Source organism: Pseudomonas sp. DSP3-2-3 (assembly GCF_049898225.1).
Classification (GTDB): domain Bacteria; phylum Pseudomonadota; class Gammaproteobacteria; order Pseudomonadales; family Pseudomonadaceae; genus Aquipseudomonas.
Window position 1 is genome coordinate 106,714 of record NZ_JAFCXH010000007.1, and the last position, 20,413, is coordinate 127,126.

General features: G+C 59.6%; 16 protein-coding genes and 1 pseudogene. 10 read left to right on the forward strand and 7 right to left on the reverse strand.

Annotated elements, in window-relative coordinates; genetic code table 11:
• Positions 1 to 22: 22 nt before the first annotated feature.
• The 10 genes from ppsA to ACP7E4_RS10670 all read left to right on the forward strand — a co-directional run bounded on the left by ppsA (position 23) and on the right by ACP7E4_RS10670 (position 10,056).
• Positions 23 to 2,398: a phosphoenolpyruvate synthase gene (ppsA, locus tag ACP7E4_RS10625; RefSeq protein WP_426114901.1), complete on the forward strand. Its 2,376-nt coding sequence runs from the start codon at positions 23 to 25 to the stop codon at positions 2,396 to 2,398.
• 97 nt (positions 2,399 to 2,495) lie between these two features.
• The gene (locus tag ACP7E4_RS10630) at positions 2,496 to 3,488 is read left to right on the forward strand and encodes an alpha/beta fold hydrolase (RefSeq protein ID WP_426114899.1); all 993 of its coding nucleotides are present in this window, start codon (positions 2,496 to 2,498) and stop codon (positions 3,486 to 3,488) included.
• Positions 3,489 to 3,582: 94 nt separating this feature from the next.
• The gene (gene rraA / locus ACP7E4_RS10635) at positions 3,583 to 4,071 is read left to right on the forward strand and encodes a ribonuclease E activity regulator RraA (protein WP_426114897.1); all 489 of its coding nucleotides are present in this window, start codon (positions 3,583 to 3,585) and stop codon (positions 4,069 to 4,071) included.
• Positions 4,072 to 4,082: 11 nt separating this feature from the next.
• On the forward strand, positions 4,083 to 5,078 hold the full coding sequence (locus ACP7E4_RS10640; RefSeq protein WP_426114895.1) for a zinc transporter ZntB: 996 nt from the start codon (positions 4,083 to 4,085) through the stop codon (positions 5,076 to 5,078).
• Positions 5,079 to 5,167: 89 nt separating this feature from the next.
• Complete coding sequence (locus ACP7E4_RS10645; protein ID WP_020290166.1) at positions 5,168 to 5,422, forward strand: hypothetical protein; 255 nt, start codon at positions 5,168 to 5,170, stop codon at positions 5,420 to 5,422.
• A gap of 2 nt (positions 5,423 to 5,424) precedes the next feature.
• Positions 5,425 to 6,249 (forward strand): mechanosensitive ion channel family protein, encoded by an 825-nt coding sequence (locus ACP7E4_RS10650; protein WP_020290165.1) that lies wholly within the window; start codon positions 5,425 to 5,427, stop codon positions 6,247 to 6,249.
• Between the two features lie 86 nt (positions 6,250 to 6,335).
• On the forward strand, positions 6,336 to 6,926 hold the full coding sequence (gene sigX, locus ACP7E4_RS10655) for an RNA polymerase sigma factor SigX (RefSeq protein WP_426114892.1): 591 nt from the start codon (positions 6,336 to 6,338) through the stop codon (positions 6,924 to 6,926).
• Positions 6,927 to 7,032: 106 nt separating this feature from the next.
• The gene (locus ACP7E4_RS10660; protein WP_020290163.1) at positions 7,033 to 8,067 is read left to right on the forward strand and encodes an OmpA family protein; all 1,035 of its coding nucleotides are present in this window, start codon (positions 7,033 to 7,035) and stop codon (positions 8,065 to 8,067) included.
• Between the two features lie 206 nt (positions 8,068 to 8,273).
• Entirely contained in the window at positions 8,274 to 9,107 is an 834-nt protein-coding gene (locus ACP7E4_RS10665) for an oxidoreductase (protein WP_426114890.1), read from the forward strand.
• Positions 9,108 to 9,117: 10 nt separating this feature from the next.
• Positions 9,118 to 10,056 carry an AraC family transcriptional regulator gene (locus ACP7E4_RS10670; RefSeq protein WP_426114888.1) on the forward strand — a complete coding sequence of 313 codons (939 nt, stop codon included), beginning with the start codon at positions 9,118 to 9,120 and terminating at the stop codon, positions 10,054 to 10,056.
• Between the two features lie 8 nt (positions 10,057 to 10,064).
• On the opposite strand, the gene cobA is transcribed toward ACP7E4_RS10670, so the two are convergent.
• From cobA to ACP7E4_RS10705, 7 genes and pseudogenes are all read right to left on the reverse strand, one after another.
• The gene (cobA, locus tag ACP7E4_RS10675; RefSeq protein ID WP_426114886.1) at positions 10,065 to 10,820 is read right to left on the reverse strand and encodes a uroporphyrinogen-III C-methyltransferase; all 756 of its coding nucleotides are present in this window, start codon (positions 10,818 to 10,820) and stop codon (positions 10,065 to 10,067) included.
• 12 nt (positions 10,821 to 10,832) lie between these two features.
• Positions 10,833 to 13,556: a molybdopterin-dependent oxidoreductase gene (locus ACP7E4_RS10680; RefSeq protein WP_426114884.1), complete on the reverse strand. Its 2,724-nt coding sequence runs from the start codon at positions 13,554 to 13,556 to the stop codon at positions 10,833 to 10,835.
• Positions 13,557 to 13,588: 32 nt separating this feature from the next.
• Positions 13,589 to 14,800: pseudogene (locus tag ACP7E4_RS10685) on the reverse strand (NAD(P)/FAD-dependent oxidoreductase); the annotation flags it as partial.
• Between the two features lie 368 nt (positions 14,801 to 15,168).
• Positions 15,169 to 16,821, reverse strand: coding sequence for a protein kinase domain-containing protein (locus ACP7E4_RS10690; protein ID WP_426114882.1), 1,653 nt, complete (start codon positions 16,819 to 16,821; stop codon positions 15,169 to 15,171).
• 8 nt (positions 16,822 to 16,829) lie between these two features.
• A complete protein-coding gene (locus tag ACP7E4_RS10695; RefSeq protein WP_426114880.1) occupies positions 16,830 to 18,041 on the reverse strand; it encodes a nitrate/nitrite transporter in 1,212 nt (403 codons plus the stop codon).
• A gap of 268 nt (positions 18,042 to 18,309) precedes the next feature.
• Positions 18,310 to 18,885 (reverse strand): ANTAR domain-containing response regulator, encoded by a 576-nt coding sequence (locus ACP7E4_RS10700; protein WP_020290156.1) that lies wholly within the window; start codon positions 18,883 to 18,885, stop codon positions 18,310 to 18,312.
• Between the two features lie 11 nt (positions 18,886 to 18,896).
• On the reverse strand, positions 18,897 to 20,108 hold the full coding sequence (locus tag ACP7E4_RS10705) for a CmpA/NrtA family ABC transporter substrate-binding protein (RefSeq protein WP_426114878.1): 1,212 nt from the start codon (positions 20,106 to 20,108) through the stop codon (positions 18,897 to 18,899).
• Positions 20,109 to 20,413 lie beyond the last annotated feature (305 nt).

Here is a 20,413-nt window from a genome sequence, read left to right on the forward strand (position 1 = left end):
CATAGTTAGTGGAGAGATCACCTTGGTAGAGTACGTAGTTTCCCTCGAAAAGCTCGGCGTCCATGATGTGGAGCATGTGGGAGGCAAGAACGCATCCCTCGGCGAAATGATCAGCAACCTCGCAGGTGCTGGCGTTTCGGTGCCTGGTGGCTTTGCCACTACGGCTCAGGCCTACCGTGATTTCCTTGAGCTGAGTGGTCTGAACGATCAGATTCACGCAGCCCTGGACGCTCTTGATGTCGACGACGTCAACGCGCTGGCCAAGACCGGCGCGCAGATTCGTCAGTGGATCATGGACGCCGAGTTTCCCGAGAAGCTCAACGCCGAAATTCGCACTGCCTTCGCCACCTTGTCGGCGGGTAATCCGAATCTGGCCGTTGCCGTGCGCTCTTCCGCCACCGCCGAAGACCTTCCCGACGCCTCGTTCGCCGGTCAGCAAGAAACCTTCCTGAATATCCGTGGCGTCGAGAACGTTATCCGCGCGGCCAAGGAAGTGTTCGCCTCGCTGTTCAACGACCGCGCCATTTCCTACCGCGTGCATCAGGGTTTCGACCACAAGCTGGTGGCACTGTCCGCTGGCGTGCAGCGCATGGTCCGTTCCGAAACCGGTACGGCGGGCGTGATGTTCACCCTGGACACCGAGTCGGGCTTCCGTGACGTGGTGTTCATCACCGGCGCTTACGGTCTGGGCGAAACCGTGGTGCAAGGCGCGGTCAATCCGGACGAATTCTACGTTCACAAAGGCACCCTTGAAGCCGGTCGTCCGGCGATCCTGCGCCGCAATCTGGGCAGCAAGGCGATCAAGATGATTTACGGCGAAGAAGCCTCCGCCGGTAAATCGGTCAAGGTCATCGACGTCGACGCTGCCGATCGCGCGCGTTTCTGCCTGAGCGACGAGGAAGTTTCCGAACTGGCCAAACAGGCGATGATCATCGAGAAGCACTACAAGTGCCCGATGGACATCGAATGGGCCAAGGACGGTGACGACGGCAAGCTCTACATCGTTCAGGCACGTCCTGAAACCGTGAAGAGCCGCTCCCAGGCCAACGTCATGGAACGTTACCTGCTCAAGGAAACCGGCACTGTATTAGTAGAAGGCCGTGCCATCGGCCAGCGCATCGGCGCCGGCAAGGTCCGTATCATCAAGGACGTGTCCGAAATGGACAAGGTCCAGCCGGGCGACGTGCTCGTCTCGGACATGACCGACCCGGATTGGGAGCCGGTCATGAAACGCGCCAGCGCCATCGTCACCAACCGGGGCGGTCGTACCTGTCACGCGGCGATCATCGCCCGCGAACTGGGTATTCCGGCCGTGGTCGGTTGCGGCAACGCCACCCAGGTGCTGCAAGATGGCCAGGGCGTAACGGTTTCCTGCGCCGAAGGCGACACCGGTTACATCTTCGAAGGCGAGCTGGGCTTTGACATCAAGACCAACTCGGTCGATGCCATGCCTGATCTGCCGTTCAAGATCATGATGAACGTCGGTAACCCGGATCGCGCGTTTGATTTTGCCCAGCTGCCCAACGCCGGTGTCGGCCTGGCGCGTCTGGAATTCATCATCAATCGCATGATCGGCGTGCACCCCAAGGCGCTGCTCAACTACGACGGTCTGCCGCAAGACATCAAGGACAGCGTCGACAAACGCATCGCCGGTTACCACGATCCGGTCGGCTTCTATGTCGAAAAACTGGTCGAAGGCATCAGCACCCTGGCCGCCGCGTTCACCCCGAAAAAGGTCATCGTGCGTCTGTCGGACTTCAAGTCCAATGAGTACGCCAACCTGATCGGCGGCAAACTGTACGAGCCGGAAGAAGAAAACCCGATGCTGGGTTTCCGTGGCGCCTCGCGTTACATCAGCGAGAATTTCCGCGATTGCTTCGAGCTCGAATGCCGCGCGCTCAAGCGTGTTCGCGAAGAGATGGGCCTGACCAACGTTGAAATCATGGTACCGTTCGTCCGTACTTTGGGCGAAGCGAGCCAGGTCATCGACCTGCTGGCGGAAAACGGTCTGAAACGCGGCGAAAACGGCCTGCGCATCATCATGATGTGTGAACTGCCGTCCAACGCAATTCTGGCTGAAGAGTTCCTCGAATACTTCGACGGCTTCTCCATCGGCTCCAACGACCTGACCCAGCTGACCCTGGGCCTGGACCGCGACTCCGGCGTGATCGCGCATCTGTTCGATGAGCGTAATCCAGCGGTCAAGAAACTGCTGTCCAACGCCATCCAGGCCTGTAACAAGGCTGGCAAGTACATCGGTATTTGCGGCCAGGGCCCTTCGGATCACCCGGATCTGGCGCGCTGGTTGATGGATCAAGGTATCGAAAGCGTCTCGTTGAACCCCGATTCCGTGCTGGAAACCTGGTTCTTCCTGGCTGAGGCTCAGGCTCCGGTCTGATCTCACTGAGTCAAGCCCCGACCCGCTGACGTGGGTCGGGGCTTTTTTATGTTCAATCAGGACGGCCACCCAGCCGGCCTTTTAGTACCCGAGCAATATGCAAAGCAGCAGCAACCTTTTTCCTGTGGCCTTGATCAGCGCCGAGCGACGTGGCGATCTGATCGAGGACGTTTATCGCCTCAAGCCCGCCAACAGCCCTGATGTCAGCGTCGAAATCGCCTTGACCCGGCTTGGGTTGGTCGCGCAACCCGATGTGCGCGGCGTGCCGGTGATCCTGTTGCACGGCAGTTTTTCCAATCGACGGTTCTGGTATTCGCCCAAAGGCATTGGCCTGGGTGCGTATCTGGCACGCGCTGGTTTTGATGTGTGGATTCCGGAAATGCGCGGGCATGGCTTGTCGGCGCGCAATCAGGCCTATCGCAACAACCGGGTTGCCGACTACGCGCGTTACGATCTGCCGGCCATTGCTGCGTTCGTGACCGAGCAGAGCGGGCAAGTCGCCCACTGGATCGGCCATTCGCTGGGCGGCACAACCCTGGCGGCGGCGTTGGGCGGTCAGTATCTGGGACCGGACAGCGCGGCTTCGGTGGCGCTGTTCGGCAGTCAGATCAGTCGTACCTATTGGCCCCTGAAATTTCCTCCGCTGCAGTGGTCCAGCCGCTTGCTGCTCAAGCCCTTCGCGCACATTTCCGGTCCGCGCTTCAAGCGTGGTCCGGAAGACGAACCCATCGGGCTGGCGCTGGAAAGCCTGCGCTGGCATGGTTTGTTCGGCCGGTTCGGCGACAAACACAGCGATTGGTGGGCGGGCCTGGCTGAGGTAACCGTGCCTGTGTTGGTGGCGGCGGCGGTGGGCGACCATCAGGACCCGGTCTGGGCCTGTCGCAAGCTTTACGAGCAGATCGGCTCGCAGCAGCGCAAGTTCATCTGCCTGGGACGTGAACAGGGTTTCTCCGAGGATTTTGGCCATGTGCAGATGCTGGTCAGCAGACCAGCCCGGCGCGAGGTCTGGCCGCTGGTCAAGGACTGGCTGGACGAGCGCTGCATGCCTGTACAGGAGCTGTCGCAGCTGCCGATCGCCGCAATGCATTGAGCCAGATCGTTTCGCTGTCGCCTGGTTACGGCTAAGCTACGACGCAGCAGACTCATTTGCCCCTTGATGAACCTTCACTGACAGGAGTTACTTCATGCATTACCTCACTCCCGATTTGTGCGACGCCTACCCGGAACTGGTGCAGGTCGTTGAACCGATGTTCAGCAATTTTGGCGGTCGTGATTCCTTCGGCGGCGAAATTGTCACCCTCAAGTGTTTTGAAGATAACTCTCTGGTGCGCGAGCAGGTCGAGCAGGACGGCAAGGGCAAGGTATTGGTCATCGACGGCGGCGGATCCCTGCGTTGTGCGTTGCTGGGTGACATACTCGCCGAAAAGGCCGCTCGAAGCGGCTGGGAAGGCATGGTCATCTACGGCTGCATCCGCGACGTAGATGTGATCGCGCAGACTGACCTCGGCGTTCAAGCGCTGGCCAGTCACCCGAAAAAGAGCGACAAGCGCGGCATCGGCAATCTCAATGTCCCGGTCACTTTTGCCGGCGTGACCTTTCGTCCGGGTGAATACGTGTACGCCGACAATAACGGCGTGATCGTGTCGCCTTCTCCTCTGAAAATGCCGGAATAAGCGACGTACGAATGTTTGACGAGCAAAACGCGCAGTGGGGGCTGGTACATGCCCTCGTATTGGATGGTAGTGGCGGGGCGCGTTTCATCGCTCGGACCGAACTGGATTGCCTGCAGTTGCAGCCGCACGAGAGTGTCTGGCTGCACTGGGATCGTGGCCATCCGCAAACCCATACCTGGTTGCGCACCGCGAGCGGCTTGAGCGAGTTCGCCTGCGATCTGCTGCTCGAAGAAAATACCCGGCCACGCTTGCTGCCGCTGCCGGACGACAACCTGTTGCTGTTTCTGCGCGGGGTCAATCTCAATCCGGGGGCCGAGCCTGAAGACATGGTCTCGGTGCGGATCTTCGCCGCCGCCCAGCAGGTCATTTCCCTGCGCCTGCGCCCGTTGCGCGCCACCGACGAACTGATTGAGCAACTGAACGAAGGCAAGGGACCGAAAACCGCCTCCGAACTCATCCTTTATCTGGCCCAATACCTCACCGATAAAGTCCAGGCGTTGGTCGGCGACCTGACGGAATCGGTCGATATAGAAGAAGAAAAAATAGATGCCGACGAGCGGTATACGCCCGATCACGGAACGATGCTGCATATCCGTCGCCGAGCCGCTGGCTTGAGGCGTTTTCTCGCTCCGCAAAGAGACATATACGCGCAGCTGACCCGCAGTAAGTTTCCATGGTTTGTCGATGACGATGCCGACTACTGGAACGAGCTCAACAACAGCCTCACCCGTTACCTGGAAGAATTGGAATTGACCCGTGAACGCGTGGGTTTGGTGCTTGAATCCGAAGATCGGCGCCTGCGCGAACGGATGAATAAAACCATGTATCGCTTCGGGATTATCACCGGTATTTTCCTGCCGATGAGCTTCCTCACAGGCTTGCTGGGGATCAACGTCGGGGGTATACCGGGCTCCGCCAGTCCTTACGGTTTTCTGGTGGCCTGTGCGTTGATAGTCGCGGTCGCATTTGGCCAATGGTGGCTGTATAGACGCCTGCGCTGGGTGTGAAAACGCAGATATTTGTCCAGGCCTGACCAAAGGCGTGTGACTCCTGCAAATTTGGTCGCGTCTTTTAGTGACGTTACGTGAGGTGCCTGATGCACGATCCGTTTGAAGAATCTTTGCGCGACATGCTCAATTCGTCTTCCTCCAGCCGGGATGACGATGCGTGCCTGGGGCGAGTGTTGAAGACCGCCAACCGTCAGGTCGGCGCGGGTGTACTGTTCGGCCTGCTGGGTCGTTGGTCGCAGGCCATGATGATTGCCCTGAACAATGGTTCGGCCCACGTTTCACCGGTGTCGCGCCGTAATAACCTTAAAGTAAACGCTCGCACTGTCGATAAGGCTGACTGAACATGGAATTGGATCTCTGGACACAGAGCCTGGTTGCCGCAATGACTGCATTGTGGACCAAAGTTGCAAATTTCATCCCTAACCTGTTCGGTGCTCTTGTTGTCGTATTGCTGGGCTTTGTTGTTGCCAAGCTGCTCGATACATTACTGTCCAAGTTACTGGCCAAACTGGGCCTGGATCGCCTGATGGGCGGTACCGGTTTGACCAAGCTGATCAGTCGCGCTGGCGTTCAAGTGCCGATCTCGACGCTGATTGGCAAAATTGTTTACTGGTTTGTATTATTGATTTTCCTGGTGTCGGCGGCCGAGTCGCTTGGTCTGGAACGGGTTTCCGCGACGCTGGACATGTTGGCGTTGTACTTGCCGAAGGTATTCGGTGCTGCCTTGGTGTTGCTCGTGGGAGTGCTGTTGGCGCAACTGGTCAACGGCCTGGTGCGCGGAGCCGCTGAAGGTGTAGGGCTGGATTACTCGGCCGGGCTGGGAAGAATTGCGCAGGGCCTGGTCATCATCATCAGTATTTCGGTGGCGATCAGCCAGTTGGAGGTCAAGACCGACCTCCTTAATCATGTGATTGTGATTGGTTTGATTACCGTTGGTCTGGCAGTTGCGCTGGCCATGGGCCTCGGAAGTCGCGAAATTGCAGGCCAGATACTGGCGGGAATTTATGTGCGGGAGTTGTATCAGGTAGGGCAACAAGTGCGTGTGGGCGAGGTCGAAGGCCAGATTGAAGAGATTGGCACGGTGAAAACCACCCTGCTGACCGATGAGGGAGAGTTGGTTTCATTGTCCAACCGGATCCTCCTCGAACAGCGAGTGAGCAGCCGTTAGGCGGCTAACCTGCTAATGTATGCCGCCACGAATCCCCGGAATCCGGACAGTGGCGGACATTGACCCGACTGTCGGCACGACTTGTTTTGAATAAACCCCAACCGCTATCGATGCGCTACGACCCCCGCGAGCTCTCTGACGAGGAGTTGGTCGCGCGCGCGCACGTCGAGCTGTTTCACGTGACCCGGGCCTACGAAGAGTTGATGCGTCGCTATCAACGGACACTTTTTAACGTTTGTGCACGTTATTTAGGGAACGATCGCGATGCAGATGATGTCTGTCAGGAAGTGATGCTTAAGGTGTTGTATGGCTTGAAGAATTTCGAGGGCAAATCGAAATTCAAAACCTGGCTCTACAGCATCACTTACAACGAATGCATTACGCAGTACAGAAAGGAACGGCGTAAGCGTCGCTTGATGGACGCTTTGAGTCTGGATCCACTTGAGGAAGCGTCTGATGACAAGACGCCTAAACCTGAAGAGCCGGGTGGACTCGATCGCTGGTTGGTGCATGTGAACCCGATTGATCGGGAGATTCTGGTGCTGCGATTTGTCGCAGAGTTGGAATTTCAGGAGATCGCAGACATCATGCACATGGGCTTGAGCGCAACGAAAATGCGCTACAAGCGGGCTCTTGATAAATTACGTGAGAAATTTGCAGGCGTTACCGAAACTTAACTCGGTGCAAATACCTCTAACAATCGGGCAAGTTCTGATAGACTTGCCCACGAGTTGTCCCTTATATGTGGGACTGCTTTACAATCACCAGATGGGGATTTAACGGATGAAACTGAAAAACACCTTGGGCTTGGCCATTGGTACTATTGTTGCCGCTGCATCGTTCGGCGCTCTGGCACAAGGCCAAGGCGCAGTCGAAATCGAAGGCTTCGCCAAGAAAGAAATGTACGACAGCGCCCGTGACTTCAAAAACAACGGCAACCTGTTCGGCGGCTCTGTTGGCTACTTCCTGACTGACGATGTTGAATTGCGTCTGGGCTACGACGAAGTGCACAACGTTCGTAGCGACTCGGGCAAGAACATCAAGGGCTCCGATACCGCTCTTGACGCTCTGTACCACTTCAACAATCCGGGCGACATGCTGCGCCCTTACGTCTCGGCTGGTTTCTCCGATCAGAGCATCGGTCAGAACGGCCGCGGTGGTCGTAACGGCTCCACTTTCGCCAACGTTGGCGGCGGTGCCAAGCTTTACTTCACCGAAAACTTCTATGCCCGTGCAGGCGTTGAAGCTCAGTACAACATCGACCAAGGCGACACCGAGTGGGCTCCAAGCGTCGGTATCGGCGTAAACTTCGGTGGCGGTTCGAAGAAAGTTGAAGCAGCACCAGCTCCAGTAGCTGAAGTGTGCTCCGACAGCGACAACGACGGCGTGTGCGACAACGTCGACAAGTGCCCGGACACCCCAGCCAACGTAACTGTTGACGCTGATGGCTGCCCAGCAGTTGCCGAAGTGGTTCGTGTTGAGCTGGACGTGAAGTTCGATTTCGACAAATCCGTAGTCAAGCCTAACAGCTACGGCGATATCAAGAACCTCGCTGACTTCATGCAACAGTACCCATCGACTACCACCACTGTTGAAGGTCACACTGACTCCGTCGGTCCTGACGCTTACAACCAAAAACTGTCCGAGCGTCGTGCAAACGCCGTTAAACAGGTTCTGGTTAACCAGTACGGTGTTGGCGCTAGCCGCGTAAACTCGGTTGGTTATGGCGAATCCCGTCCAGTTGCTGATAACGCAACTGACGCTGGCCGCGCTGTTAACCGTCGCGTAGAAGCCGAAGTTGAAGCCCAAGCTAAGTAATTAGCCCGCTTTAAATCGCTTCAATAGAAGAGCCCGGCTTATGCCGGGCTTTTCTTTGCCCGGGATTTGACCCTTGTCCTTCGCAAGCTGACGAGGCATGAGTGCGGATATTGGAGGAATAGGCAATATCCACGGAGCAAACGCTCATCCGGTCCGAGGCCTGGAGTCGTAGCATGGCCCTCTCAACCATTGATCGAGGACCAGTCATGACAGCTGCAAAAACGATTTTCATCACCGGGGTCAGTAGCGGTTTTGGTCAAGCCTTGGCAATCGAGGCGTTGGCGGCAGGGCACCGCGTCATCGGCACGGTTCGCAACGCCGAAGCGCTGGAGTCGTTCGAAACCAGCGCTACGGGTCAGGCGCATGGCGTGATCCTGGACGTGACCGATTTTGCCGCCATCGACGCCGTAGTCGCCAAGGCAGAAGCCGACTTTGGCCCGGTGGATGTGGTGGTCAACAACGCGGGTTATGGCCACGAAGGCATTTTCGAGGAATCGCCCATCGAAGAAATGCGCAGGCAGTTCGATGTGAATGTGTTCGGCGCAGTGGCGGTGACCAAGGCGTTCGTGCCTTATTTCAGGCAGCGCAGGACCGGCCACATCATCAACATCACCTCCATGGGCGGATCTATCACCATGCCGGGCATCTCTTACTACTGCGCGAGCAAATTCGCCCTTGAGGGCATTTCCGACACGCTGAGTAAGGAGCTCAAACCCTTCAGTGTTTTCGTCACCGCCGTGGCGCCGGGCTCGTTTCGTACCGACTGGGCGGGGCGGTCGATGCTCAGGAGCCCCCGGGCAATTGCCGACTATGACGCGTCGTTCGATCCGATTCGCAAGGCTCGCGAAGATAAAAGCGGCAAGCAATTGGGCGATCCACGCAAAGCTGCGCTGGCCATTCTGCAGCTGATCGCCAGCCCGACGCCGCCTGCGCACCTGTTGCTCGGCAGCGATGCGCTGGAATTGGTCAGGAGCGAATTGCAGCGCAGGCTGGAGCAAATCGACGTTTGGGAAACCCTGACACGCTCCACCGATGGCTGAAGAGGTAGCAATGAGCCAAGAGCACGATACAAAAACGCGCATGATTGAGTTGATCGAGCAGCTGGCGCCTGATGAAGGCTACAACCTGTCGGCCCTGGATGATGTGCGCTTTCTGCGCTCCAATCGGCCTTTGACGCGCACCCCGGTGCTCTACGAACCGGGGATCGTGATCCTCTGTCAGGGTCGCAAGCGCGGCTATCTCGGCGATGAAATCTACCTTTACGATGCCCAGCATTACCTGGTGGTTGCGGTGCCGGTGCCGTTCACCATGGAAACCGACGCCAGCGCTGAAGAGCCGATGCTGGCGGTATATCTGCGTCTGGATTTTACTCTCGCCGCCGAACTGATGCTGCAAGTCGATGAGGGCAAAGGCGCGACTCAGCCGCAGCCGCGAGGCATGTATTCGTCGCCCATGGAGGATTCGCTCAGGCACTCCACGCTGCGCTTTCTCGAAGCCATGAGTGATCCGACCGATGCGCGGATTCTGGGCGCTTCACTGCTGCGGGAGATCTACTACCGAGTCATCTGCGGCGAGCAGGGTGGTTCATTGCGCGCTGCGCTCAACAGCCAGGGGCAATTTGGCAAGATCACCAAGGCGATCCAGCGTATTCACGGCTGTTATCAGGAGCCGCTCGATGTGGACGGCTTGGCGAAAGAGGCGGGTATGAGTGCTTCCAGCTTCCATTCGCACTTTCGTGCGGTGACCGATACTTCGCCCATGCAGTACCTGAAATCTACGCGGCTGCATCAGGCGCGGCTGTTGATGCTGCGCAGCGACATGACGGCGGCAATCGCCGGTTTCAGTGTCGGCTATGAAAGCCCGTCGCAGTTCAGTCGCGAATTCAAACGCTTTTTCGGTCTCACGCCGCACAGCGAAGTGGCGCGCATCCGGCGCAGCTACGCCTTGCCCGCGCCGACATCGCCCTCGATTTACGTCTCATCCCACTGATGACTGGATCAGCCCACGCTGGCCTGGGTTTGCAGCCAATCGGCCATTTCTGCCTGATCGACAGCCGCTACCGCGCCGATCACCAGAATCGCCGGGCTTTTCAACTGGAAGGTCGCGGCGTCGCGCTGCATGTCCGCCAGAGAGCTGCGGCACTCGCGCTGCTGTGGCAAGGAAGCATTTTCGATCATCGCCACCGGCGTTTGCGCGGCGAGGCCGCCGGCCAGCAGGCTGTCACGGATTTCCGCCAGTTTCGCCACGCCCATGTACACCACCAATGTGGTGCCGGTCTGTGCAAGCGCCTGCCAATTCAGACTGCTGTCATCCTGAGTATGCGCAGTGACCAGCGTGACGCCGCGACTGATGCCGCGCAACGTCAGGGAGATGCCGCACTGAGTCGCGCCGGCCAGGCCTGCGGTGATGCCATTGACCAGTTCGACCTCGACATCCCGCGCGCGCAACCAGTCGGCTTCTTCGCCGCCGCGTCCGAAAATGCACGGATCGCCGCCCTTGAGGCGCACCACGCATTTGCCCTGGCGCACGTAACGCAGCATCAGACGATGAATGAACGCCTGCGGGGTCGAGCGGCAGCCGCCGCGTTTGCCGACCGGGATAATCCGAGCATTCGGGCAATGTTCCAGCACGGCGGTATTGACCAGATCGTCGATCAGCACCACATCGGCTTCCCGCAACGCCCGCACGGCCTTGAGAGTGAGTAACTCCGGATCACCGGGACCTGCGCCCACCAGCCAGACTTTTGCACTCATGCTGCTCACCTCTTAATTGATCGCGACCGCTGTCAGCAGCCGTTTGATTTCTGGCACGCAGGAGCCGCACATGCTGCCGCAGCCCAGTTGTGTCTTCAATTGACCCAAGTCCAGGCCTTGAGCGATACCGGCAACGATTGCCCCTTCACTGACGTTCATGCAGTTGCACAAAATCTTCGCGCCGCGGGTTGGTGTCGAGCTCGCGCCCGGCGGCGTGCTGAGCGGCGCCAGCAACCAGCGCCGCAAATTGTCATTGAGGCTGCCGTCAAGCCATTGGCTTTGCAGCCAGTGGCGAGCCAGGGTTTCCCCCGCCAGCCGCACGGCAGTAATCTGCCCGTTTTCGAGACGTACACGCTTGCCGATGGAGCGCTTCGGGTCGTCGTAGGCCATGACCGGCCCTTCATTGAGGCCCAGTATCCGGTCGATTTCCTGCAACAGCTCTGGCTCTGGTGCTGCGGCGTTGGCGGCGTTGATCACCAACCCCGGACGTTCCCGACCGGCCAGGCCCAGGCTGACGTAATCGAAGGCCTCGCACAGCGGGCGTATCGCCGTCAGCAAGTTCTGCACATCGCCTTCGATCAGGACGAAGAGCTTCCAGGGCAAGTCAATCTTGTCGATGCGTACACCTGAATGCTTCAGCTCCGGCTGCTTGGACAAAGGATCGAACGCCGGTTGGGTCAGCAGGTTGACCCCGCCCTTGAGGAAGCGATCACCCCAATGCATGGGCAAAAATGCCTGCCCCGAACGCAGGCTGTCGTCGCTGCCAACCGGCACCACGAGGCTGCCGCGTCGGCTGGTCAGGCTCACCAGATCACCGGGCTGCAAGCGGTGCCGATTCAATTCGTCAGGGTGCAGGCCCAGAACCGCTTCGCTGACATGGCCAAACAGGCGCGCGGCGGTGCCTGTACGGCTCATGCCATGCCATTGGTCACGCAGGCGCCCCGTGTTGAGGGTCAGCGGATAGCGCGCGTCACGCAGCTCGCTGGGCGCACGATAGACGTCGGCAATAAATCGGGCGCGACCGGACGGCGTGGGGAAAATCCCGTCCGCATACAATCGTGCTGTACCGACTGCTGCGCCTTGGGGGAACGGCCATTGTTGCGGGCCGCTCTGGTCGAGGATCGCGTAGCTGATGCCGGACAAGTCCAGATCGCGGCCCCGAGTCAGGACTTTGTATTCGTCGAACAACGCTTGCGGTCGGGCAAACTCGAACAGCGCAGGCGCGCCGGGTTGCAGCCGGGCTTGCAGGCGTCGGGCGAAATCTACAGTGATCGCCCAATCCGGCCGCGCTGCGCCGGGTGCAGGAATCGCTCGGCGAACATGGGAAATACGCCGCTCGGAATTGGTCACCGTGCCTTCTTTTTCGCCCCAACTGGCGGCGGGCAGCAGCAGATCGGCGAAGCGCGCTGTTTCGGTGGTGCGAAAGGCTTCTTGCAGAACCACGAACGGGCAGATGGTCAGGGCTTGCTGGATCTTGTGTTGATCCGGCAACGATTGCGCGGGGTTGGTGCAGGCGATCCACAAGGCTTTGATCTTGCCGGCCTGCACCTGCTCGAACAGTTCGATGGCGGACAACCCCGGTGCTTCCGGCAGGCTGTCGATCCCCCAGTATTCGGCGACTTCGGCGCGATGCTCAGGGTTGGCGGCTTCCCGGTGGCCGGGCAACAGGTTGGACAGACTGCCGGTTTCCCGGCCGCCCATGGCGTTGGGCTGACCGGTCAGGGAGAAAGGTCCGGCACCGGGACGGCCAATTTGTCCGGTCGCCAAATGCAGGTTGATCAACGCGCTGTTTTTCGCGCTGCCGGACGTGGACTGATTCAGACCCATGCACCACAGCGACAGGAAACTCGGCGCCTGGCCGACCCAGCGCGCACAGGTCTGCAATTGCTCGACGGACACGCCGCACAACTCTGCAACCCGCTGCGGTGGGTAATCGTGAACCAGAGCCTTGAGCTCGGCATAGCCTTCGGTGTGTGTGTCGATGAAGTCTCGGTCGATCCAGCCTTCCCAGAGCAGCAGATGCAGGATGCCGTGAAACAGGGCGACATCGGTTCCCGGCTGAATCGCCAGATGCAGATCGGCCAGCTCGCAGGTGTCCGTGCGACGCGGGTCGATGACGATGATTTTCATCTCCGGGCGGCTGCTTTTCGCGGCTTCAAGGCGCCGAAACAGGATCGGATGGGCGTAGGCCATGTTGCTGCCGACGATCAGCACGCAATCGCTGAGTTCGATGTCTTCGTAACTGCACGGCGGCGCATCCGCACCCAGGCTGCGTTTGTAGCCCACCACGGCGGAGGACATGCACAGGCGCGAATTGCTGTCGATATTGTTGGTGCCGACCAACGCGCGAGCCAGTTTGTTGAACGCGTAATAGTCTTCGGTCAGCAGTTGCCCGGAAATATAGAACGCCACGCTGTCCGGGCCGTGTTCGGCAATGGTCCGGGCGAACACATCGGCGGCGTGATCCAGGGCGGTGTCCCAGTCGGTAACGCTGCGGGCCAGGGATTTGCCCAGACGCAGCTCCGGATACAAGGCTCGGGCGCTGAGATCGCCGGTCAGATGCAGGCTTGAGCCCTTGCTGCACAGTTTGCCGAAATTGGCCGGGTGCTGTGGATCGCCGCTGACGCCGAGGATTTTATCTTCGTCATGCTCGATCAACACACCGCAGCCCACGCCGCAATAACAGCAGGTTGATGCCGTGATTTGAGTCTGGACGTCGGTCTCGGTCAGGCGCATAACGCAACACCCATATTTACACCGGTGGCAGCGCCCAGGCTGTGTTCGCCGAACATCAAGTGATCGCGGCTGTTACCGATGCAGCGTGCTTCGCGAATCTGCCGCAGGTACCAGCCGCCATCCGCAGTGTCGCCGTACAGGCAAGCGCCGACCAGCAGGTCATTCTTGATCACCAGTTTCTTGTAGCTGCCGCTGACGGGGTCGCGAAGGGTGATGCTTTCGGTGCCGTCGCCACCCATGAAGTCGCCAGCGGAAAACAGGTCGATGCCGGTCACTTTCAGTTTGGTCGAGGTCACCGAACCTTTGTAGCTGGCGAAGCCCAATTGCGCGAGGTGATTGGCGCAGACCTTGGCTTGTTCGAACAGCGGCGCAACCAGGCCGTAGGCCGTTCCCCGATGGCTGGCGCATTCGCCGATGGCGTAGATTCGTGGATCGAAGGTCTGCAGGGTGTCGCTGACCAGAATGCCTCGGTCACACGGGATGCCCGCCTGCTCGGCCAGTTCGATGGCGGGGCGCACGCCAGCGGCCATCACCACCAGATCCGCCGGAACAACATCGCCGTTGGAGAACTGCACGGCTTTGACCCGACCTTCGCCGTCGTCGAGCAGGGCCTTGGTTTGCTCACCAAGACGAAATTTCAGGCCGCGCTCTTCAAGGGCGTGCTGCAGCAATTGCGCCGAGGTCTGGTCCAGCTGGCGTTCCAGCAGCCACTTGCCGATGTGCACCACCGTGACGTCCATGCCGCGCAGCTTCAGGCCGTTGGCGGCTTCCAGGCCCAACAGCCCGCCGCCGATGACTACGGCATGTTTATGGGTGCGCGCGGTATGGATCATCTGCTGCGTGTCGGCGATGTCCCGATAGCCAATGACGCCATCCAGCGTGTTGCCGGGAATCGGCGGAATGAACGGTTTGGAGCCGGTGGCGATCAGCAGTCGGTCGTAGTGCGCCTGAGTGCCGTCGTCGGCGGTGACGATTCTTTTGATTCGATCGATTCTGACAACGCTGCGATTGAGCAGCAATTTGATGTTGTTGCTCAGGTACCAATCCAGATCGTTGAGCACGATTTCGTCGAATTTCTGCTCGCCGGCCAGCACGGGCGACAGCAGGATGCGATTGTAATTGGGGTGCGGCTCGGCGCCGAACACGGTGATGTCGTACAGGTCGTCGCTCAGCTTGAGCAGCTCTTCCAGAGTTCGCACCCCGGCCATGCCATTGCCGATCATCACCAGTTTGAGTTTTTTCATGTTGCCTCCGAGATCCACCATGGGCGCGCTCGACAAAATCCGTGCAAACAAAAAAGGCGTCCCGCTAGTTACCTAGCGAGGACGCCTTTGTCCGATCCCGTTATCTCGGGAAGCCCGGGCCTTCGTCGTTGAAGGTCAGGGCTATATGTGAGTTGCTTGAGATGGGATATGCATGGGTTGTGCCAGATTGGATGCATGAGGTGGTACAGAGTCAGTAGGAGCGAGGCTTGCCCGCGAATCGGTCTCCCTGCTGACATTAAGTCGCCGGGATGACCCCTTCGCGGGCAAGCCGCGCTCCAACGGAATCTCCAACGGAATGACTGAGGTTCCCGCTTTGGTGCGCGCTGCACCGAAGCGGGGCGCAATGCTCAGTGGCGCAACAGCCAGATGATCAGGATCAGATTCACCAGCAACGACACCAGCGCCAACGTGCGCCAGACCTTGAGCGGCTCGCGTTCCAGCAGCGGCCGATGCTGGACGACTGGACGGTGTTCGGCCTGTTCCAGCTGCAGCAGCCACTGTTCCGCCGTTTCGTAGCGGGAACCCGGTTCAGCGTGCAGGGCCTGTTGCAGGTTGTGATCCAGCCAGTCCGGCACATCCGGTCGATAACGGCTGGCGGGAACCGGTGTGCCGAACCGCCGGTGTTGAAATGCCTCTATTTCGCCGTAAGGATAATGGCCGGTCAGGAGGTAGTAGAGGGCGACGCCGACGGCGTACAAATCCTGCTGTGGGCCGGGTTCTGCGCCGTTGAAAGCCTCGGGCGCAATAAAACTCGGGGTGCCGGGCAGTTCGTCAGCGTGCGCGGACAAACCGGGGCAATACGCCAGCCCGAAATCCAGCAAGCGCAGTTCGCCGTCGTCATCCAGCAGCAGGTTTTCCGGCTTGATGTCGCGATGAATGATATTGCGCCGATGCAGCAAACCCACCGCGCGCAACAGGCGTGTTGCCAGATCCTGCCAATGCGCCACCGAAACAGGACCACTGAGCGCAAACAGCTCGGCCAGCGTACGGCCGCTGTATTCGCGCATCAGGTAATACAGATGCTGACGTTCGGGAGCAGGATGAAGTTCTGGAAAGTAGCGCCCGGCCACCCGCCGCAGAAACCATTCCTCCAGCAACAGGCTTTGCCCGGCGTTGGGTTCGTCATGTCGATTGGTCGGCAGGGTTTTCAGGAGCCAACTCTGGCCAAGCGGATCGCAGACCCGATAAAGCAATGACTGCCGCGATTCCGCCAGCAGGCTGACCACTTCAAAGCCCTCGAAGCGCTGACCGGCTTTCAGCGTTGGCGGCAGCGGCCATTGTTGAAGCTGGACCAGCGTATCGCCAAGATCGTCCTGGCCCAGCTTGTCGATGTGAATCAGCAGGGCGCTGGCATTGTCCTGACTCCCGGCCAGATGCGCGGCATTGACCAGGGTCTGCACCGCGCTGTCCAGGTCGTCCTGTTCGGTGAGAATCGAGCGGATGCTGGCATCGCCCAGCGTGGCCCAGACCCCGTCACTGACCAGCAGCAAACGTTCGCCTTCGCGGAGTTCGCCGTCCAGGTAATCCATGACCACGTACTGATCCAGCCCCAGCGCGCGCTTGAGCACATGCTGCATGTCCGGCTGTTCCCAGACGTGGTCCTCGCTGATGCGTTGCAATTCACCCCGGTGCCAGCGATAGGCCCGGCAATCACCGACATGGGCCAGGGTAAAACGGCGACCGCGCAGCACCAGCGCGCTCAGGGTGGTCAGCAAGCCATTGGCCAGCAGCCAGCGATTCTGCGCCAGCAGCAGGCGATCCAGTGACTGGGCGACGCCCCAGGTTTCCGGCGTTGAATAGTAATCCAGCGCCAGGGCCTGCAAGGTGGATTGCGCGGCCAGTGCGCCATCGACGCACTGGCTGACGCCGTCGGCAAGGGCGAACAGATAACCCTTGCTGGCGGCGAGCGCCGGGACCGGTGTCACCAGGCGCAGAGCGTCCTGGTTTTCCGGTCGCGGGCCGCTGGCGCTGCACTGGGCGAAACTCAGTTGCAGGCTCATCAACTACCTCAGACGCGGGCGGCGGTAACTGCTGCCGAACCCCAGGTGGTTCTCCAGCGACGCTTGACGTTGAGCAGGCCGAACCAGGCCAGTACGCCAAGGAAGGCGAACAGCCACAGGCCGAGCTGATAGTCACCGGTGTTCTGTTTGATTGCACCCAGACCGGCTGCAAGCAAGAAGCCACCGATGCCGCCGGCCATACCGATCAGACCAGTCATGACGCCGATTTCCTTACGGAAACGTTGTGGCACCAGTTGGAATACTGCGCCGTTACCCGCGCCCAGACCGAGCATGGCCGCGACGAACAGCGCCAGTGCCGCCCACGAGCTGGGCAGGTTGAAGCCTACAGCGGCGATGCAGATGGCGGCCACGGCGTACATGCCGGACAGGGTGCGAATCCCGCCAAACCGGTCGGCAAGCGCACCGCCCAATGGACGCATCAGACTGCCGCCAAACACGCAGGCTGCGGTGTAATAACCGGCGGTGACCGGGCTCAGGTCGTATTGATCGTTGAAATAGCCGGGCAGGGCGCTGGCAAGGCCGATGAAACCGCCGAAGGTGACGCTGTAGAAGAACATGAACCACCAGCTGTCACGATCACCCAATGCCTTGAGATAGTCCGCCATGGACTTGGGTTTGGAGCGTTCTGGTGCATTGCGTGCCATCAGGCAGAAGGCAATCAGCGTCAGGACCAGCGGGATGACGGCGAAGCCGAACACATTGCTCCAGCCGAACGCCATGGCCAGAACAGGCGCAATCAACGCGGCCAGAACCGTGCCGGAGTTGCCTGCACCGGCGATGCCCATGGCCTTGCCCTGATGCTCGGCCGGGTACCATTGCGAGGCCAGCGGCAGGGCGACAGCGAATGAAGCGCCGGCCATACCGAGGAACAGACCGAGAATCAAGGCCTGCTCATAACTGTGAATACCCAGTTTCCAGGCACCGAACAAGGCGCAGATGACGATGACCTGGCCAATGATGCCGGCAGTTTTCGGCGACAGTTGATCAGCCAGCAAACCCATGACGAAGCGCAGCACCGCACCGGCCAGAATCGGCGTTGCCACCATCAGGCCGCGTTGTTGCGTGGTCAGGTGCAAGTCGGCAGCGATCTGTACCGCCAAAGGGCCAAGCAGGTACCAGACCATGAAGCTCAGGTCGAAATACAGGAAGGCAGCGAACAGAGTCGGTTTGTGGCCGGCTTTCCAGAAACTTGTATTCATTGAACACCTCATCTGCATAAAGGAAGTCTGTCGGTTCATGAACCGCAGCGGGCGAAGACCTGCAGGCGGAGCATCCATAACCTCGGTGGCTCCACCGGCCCCAATCACTGGGGCCAAAACGCAAAAAACGCCGCAACCCGATTCGCGTTGGCGAAAGAGGTGTGCGACGTCTTTGTCGTAAGTGGGGCAACCGCCGTTGGCTACCTGTGTGATTAGCTAAGCAAAAGCTGGGCCAGAGACGCGAAGGACGCTTTTTCGTTGGCCCGCATCACCCCAGCAGCTCGCTCATGGCAATGATCTGTTCGGCCACCTGGATCAGTTTCTGCTGCCTGCTCATGGCCTGACGGCGCATCAGGGTGTAGGCCTCTTCTTCCTTGCAATCCTTCATTTTCATCAGCAAGCCCTTGGCCAGTTCGATGCGTTTGCGTTCGGCCAATTGCTGATCGCGTGCCTGAAGTTGGGCACGCAAGGCTTGATCGCTCTCAAATCGTGCCATGGCGACATCGAGGATGGGCTGCAGGCGCTGGGCAAGAATGCCCTCGACGATGTAGGCGCTGACCCCGGACTTGATCGCCTGGCGCATCACGTCGGGATCGTGCTCGTCGGTGAACATCACGATGGGGCGCGGCTGATCACGGCTGACCAGCACCACCTGCTCCATGACGTCGCGGCCCGGGGATTCGGTGTCGATGAGGATCACGTCCGGGCGCACCGCTTCAACCCGAGCGGGCAAGTCGATGATCAGCCCGGACTCGTCGATGACTTCAAATCCCGCTTCGGAGAGCGCCGCTTTCAGGCGTCCGACTTTTTTCGGTGTGTCGTTGATCAACAGGATACGTAGCATGATTGCGGCCCTCAGCGGCTGACAACGTCGGGGGCGGTATCAGCCAGCGCATGCAGTTTGAAGCTGCGCGCGTAGCCCGCCGGATCGCTGCCGTCCCAGACTTTGCCGTCGATCAACTGGCTGCTGCGCATGGCCGAAGCAGCGACTTCGATGCCCACTTCACCCGCTGCCTGGCGATACAACTCCAGTTGGTGAACGCGTGTGGCGACCGACAGATAGTCCGGGTCCTCGCGCAGCAAGCCCCAGCGGCGGAATTGGGTCATGAACCACATGCCATCGGACAGGTAAGGCAGGTTCACTGCGCCGCCGCGATGAAAGCGCAGGGCATGATTATCCTGCCATTGGTTGCCCAGCCCATCGGTATATTCGCCGAGCAAACGCGGCTCGATGCAGCTGGCGGGTGCATCCAGATAGTCTTTGCCACTGATCAGCTGCGCGGTGCTGCGGCGGTTTTCCTGATTTTCTTCGATGAAACGGCTGGCTTCCAGAACGGCCTTCACTAGTGCGCGGGCCGTGTTGGGATTCTGTTCGACAAACTCGCGGGTGCAACCCAGGACTTTCTCCGGGTGATCCGGCCAGATCGCCTGGCTGGTGGCGAAGGTGAAACCCAGTTGTCGCTGCACGGCACTGGCACCCCAGGGTTCGCCAACGCAGAAGCCGTCGATACGCCCGGCCTGCAGGTGCGCAACCATTTGCGGCGGCGGCACGACGACGCTGGTCACATCGTGAAGCGGATGAATGCCTTGGCTGGCCAGCCAGTAATACAACCACATCGCATGGTTACCGGTGGGGAAGGTCTGGGCGAAGGTCAGCTTTGGGCCGCTTTGGTGCGCGCGCCGGTCCAGTGCCTCAGGAGTGATCACGCCGGCATCTTGCAGCGGTCGAGACAAATTGATGCTCTGGCCGTTCTGGTTCAGGCCCATCAACACCGCCATGTCCGTCGCGGGACCGCCGCCGATGCCCAGTTGCACGGCATAGATCAGGCCGTAAAGGCTGTGGGCGGCATGCAGTTCGCCGCTGACCAGTTTGTCACGCAGGCTGGCCCAGGAAGCCTGGCGCTTGAGATTGAGGGTCAGGCCATAAGGCTGGGCGAACCCCTGAGTGGCGGCCACCACCAACGATGCACTGTCAGACAACGCCATGAAGCCCAGGTCGAGGCTGTTCATTTCTGGCGCATCGCTGCCATTCACCCAGGCGAGCGGATCGTTTGTGGAGGTATTCATAAGCGTTTCTTCCTTTCCGGAAAAGCCTGTCTCGGGAGCGTTTGTAGCTGGCCCGATGAGGGGTTCTTCCATAAAAAAAGCGTCGTTCAAGCCGTTGCATAAAGCAAGGACGAAAACGGCGCCATTGTCTGTGCATCGCTCCACCGTTGGAACGAGTGCTGATGACTGTTCCAAGCAAGCGATATGCCAGTGCGAGCGCCCGCATTGACGCCGTCCTGTTAAAAGCTGATCGCATGCCTCGCGCCCGCCCGCCCAGGCGTCTATAATCGCCGCCCTGAATTCAGCTTCGACGAGTCGCGCCCGCC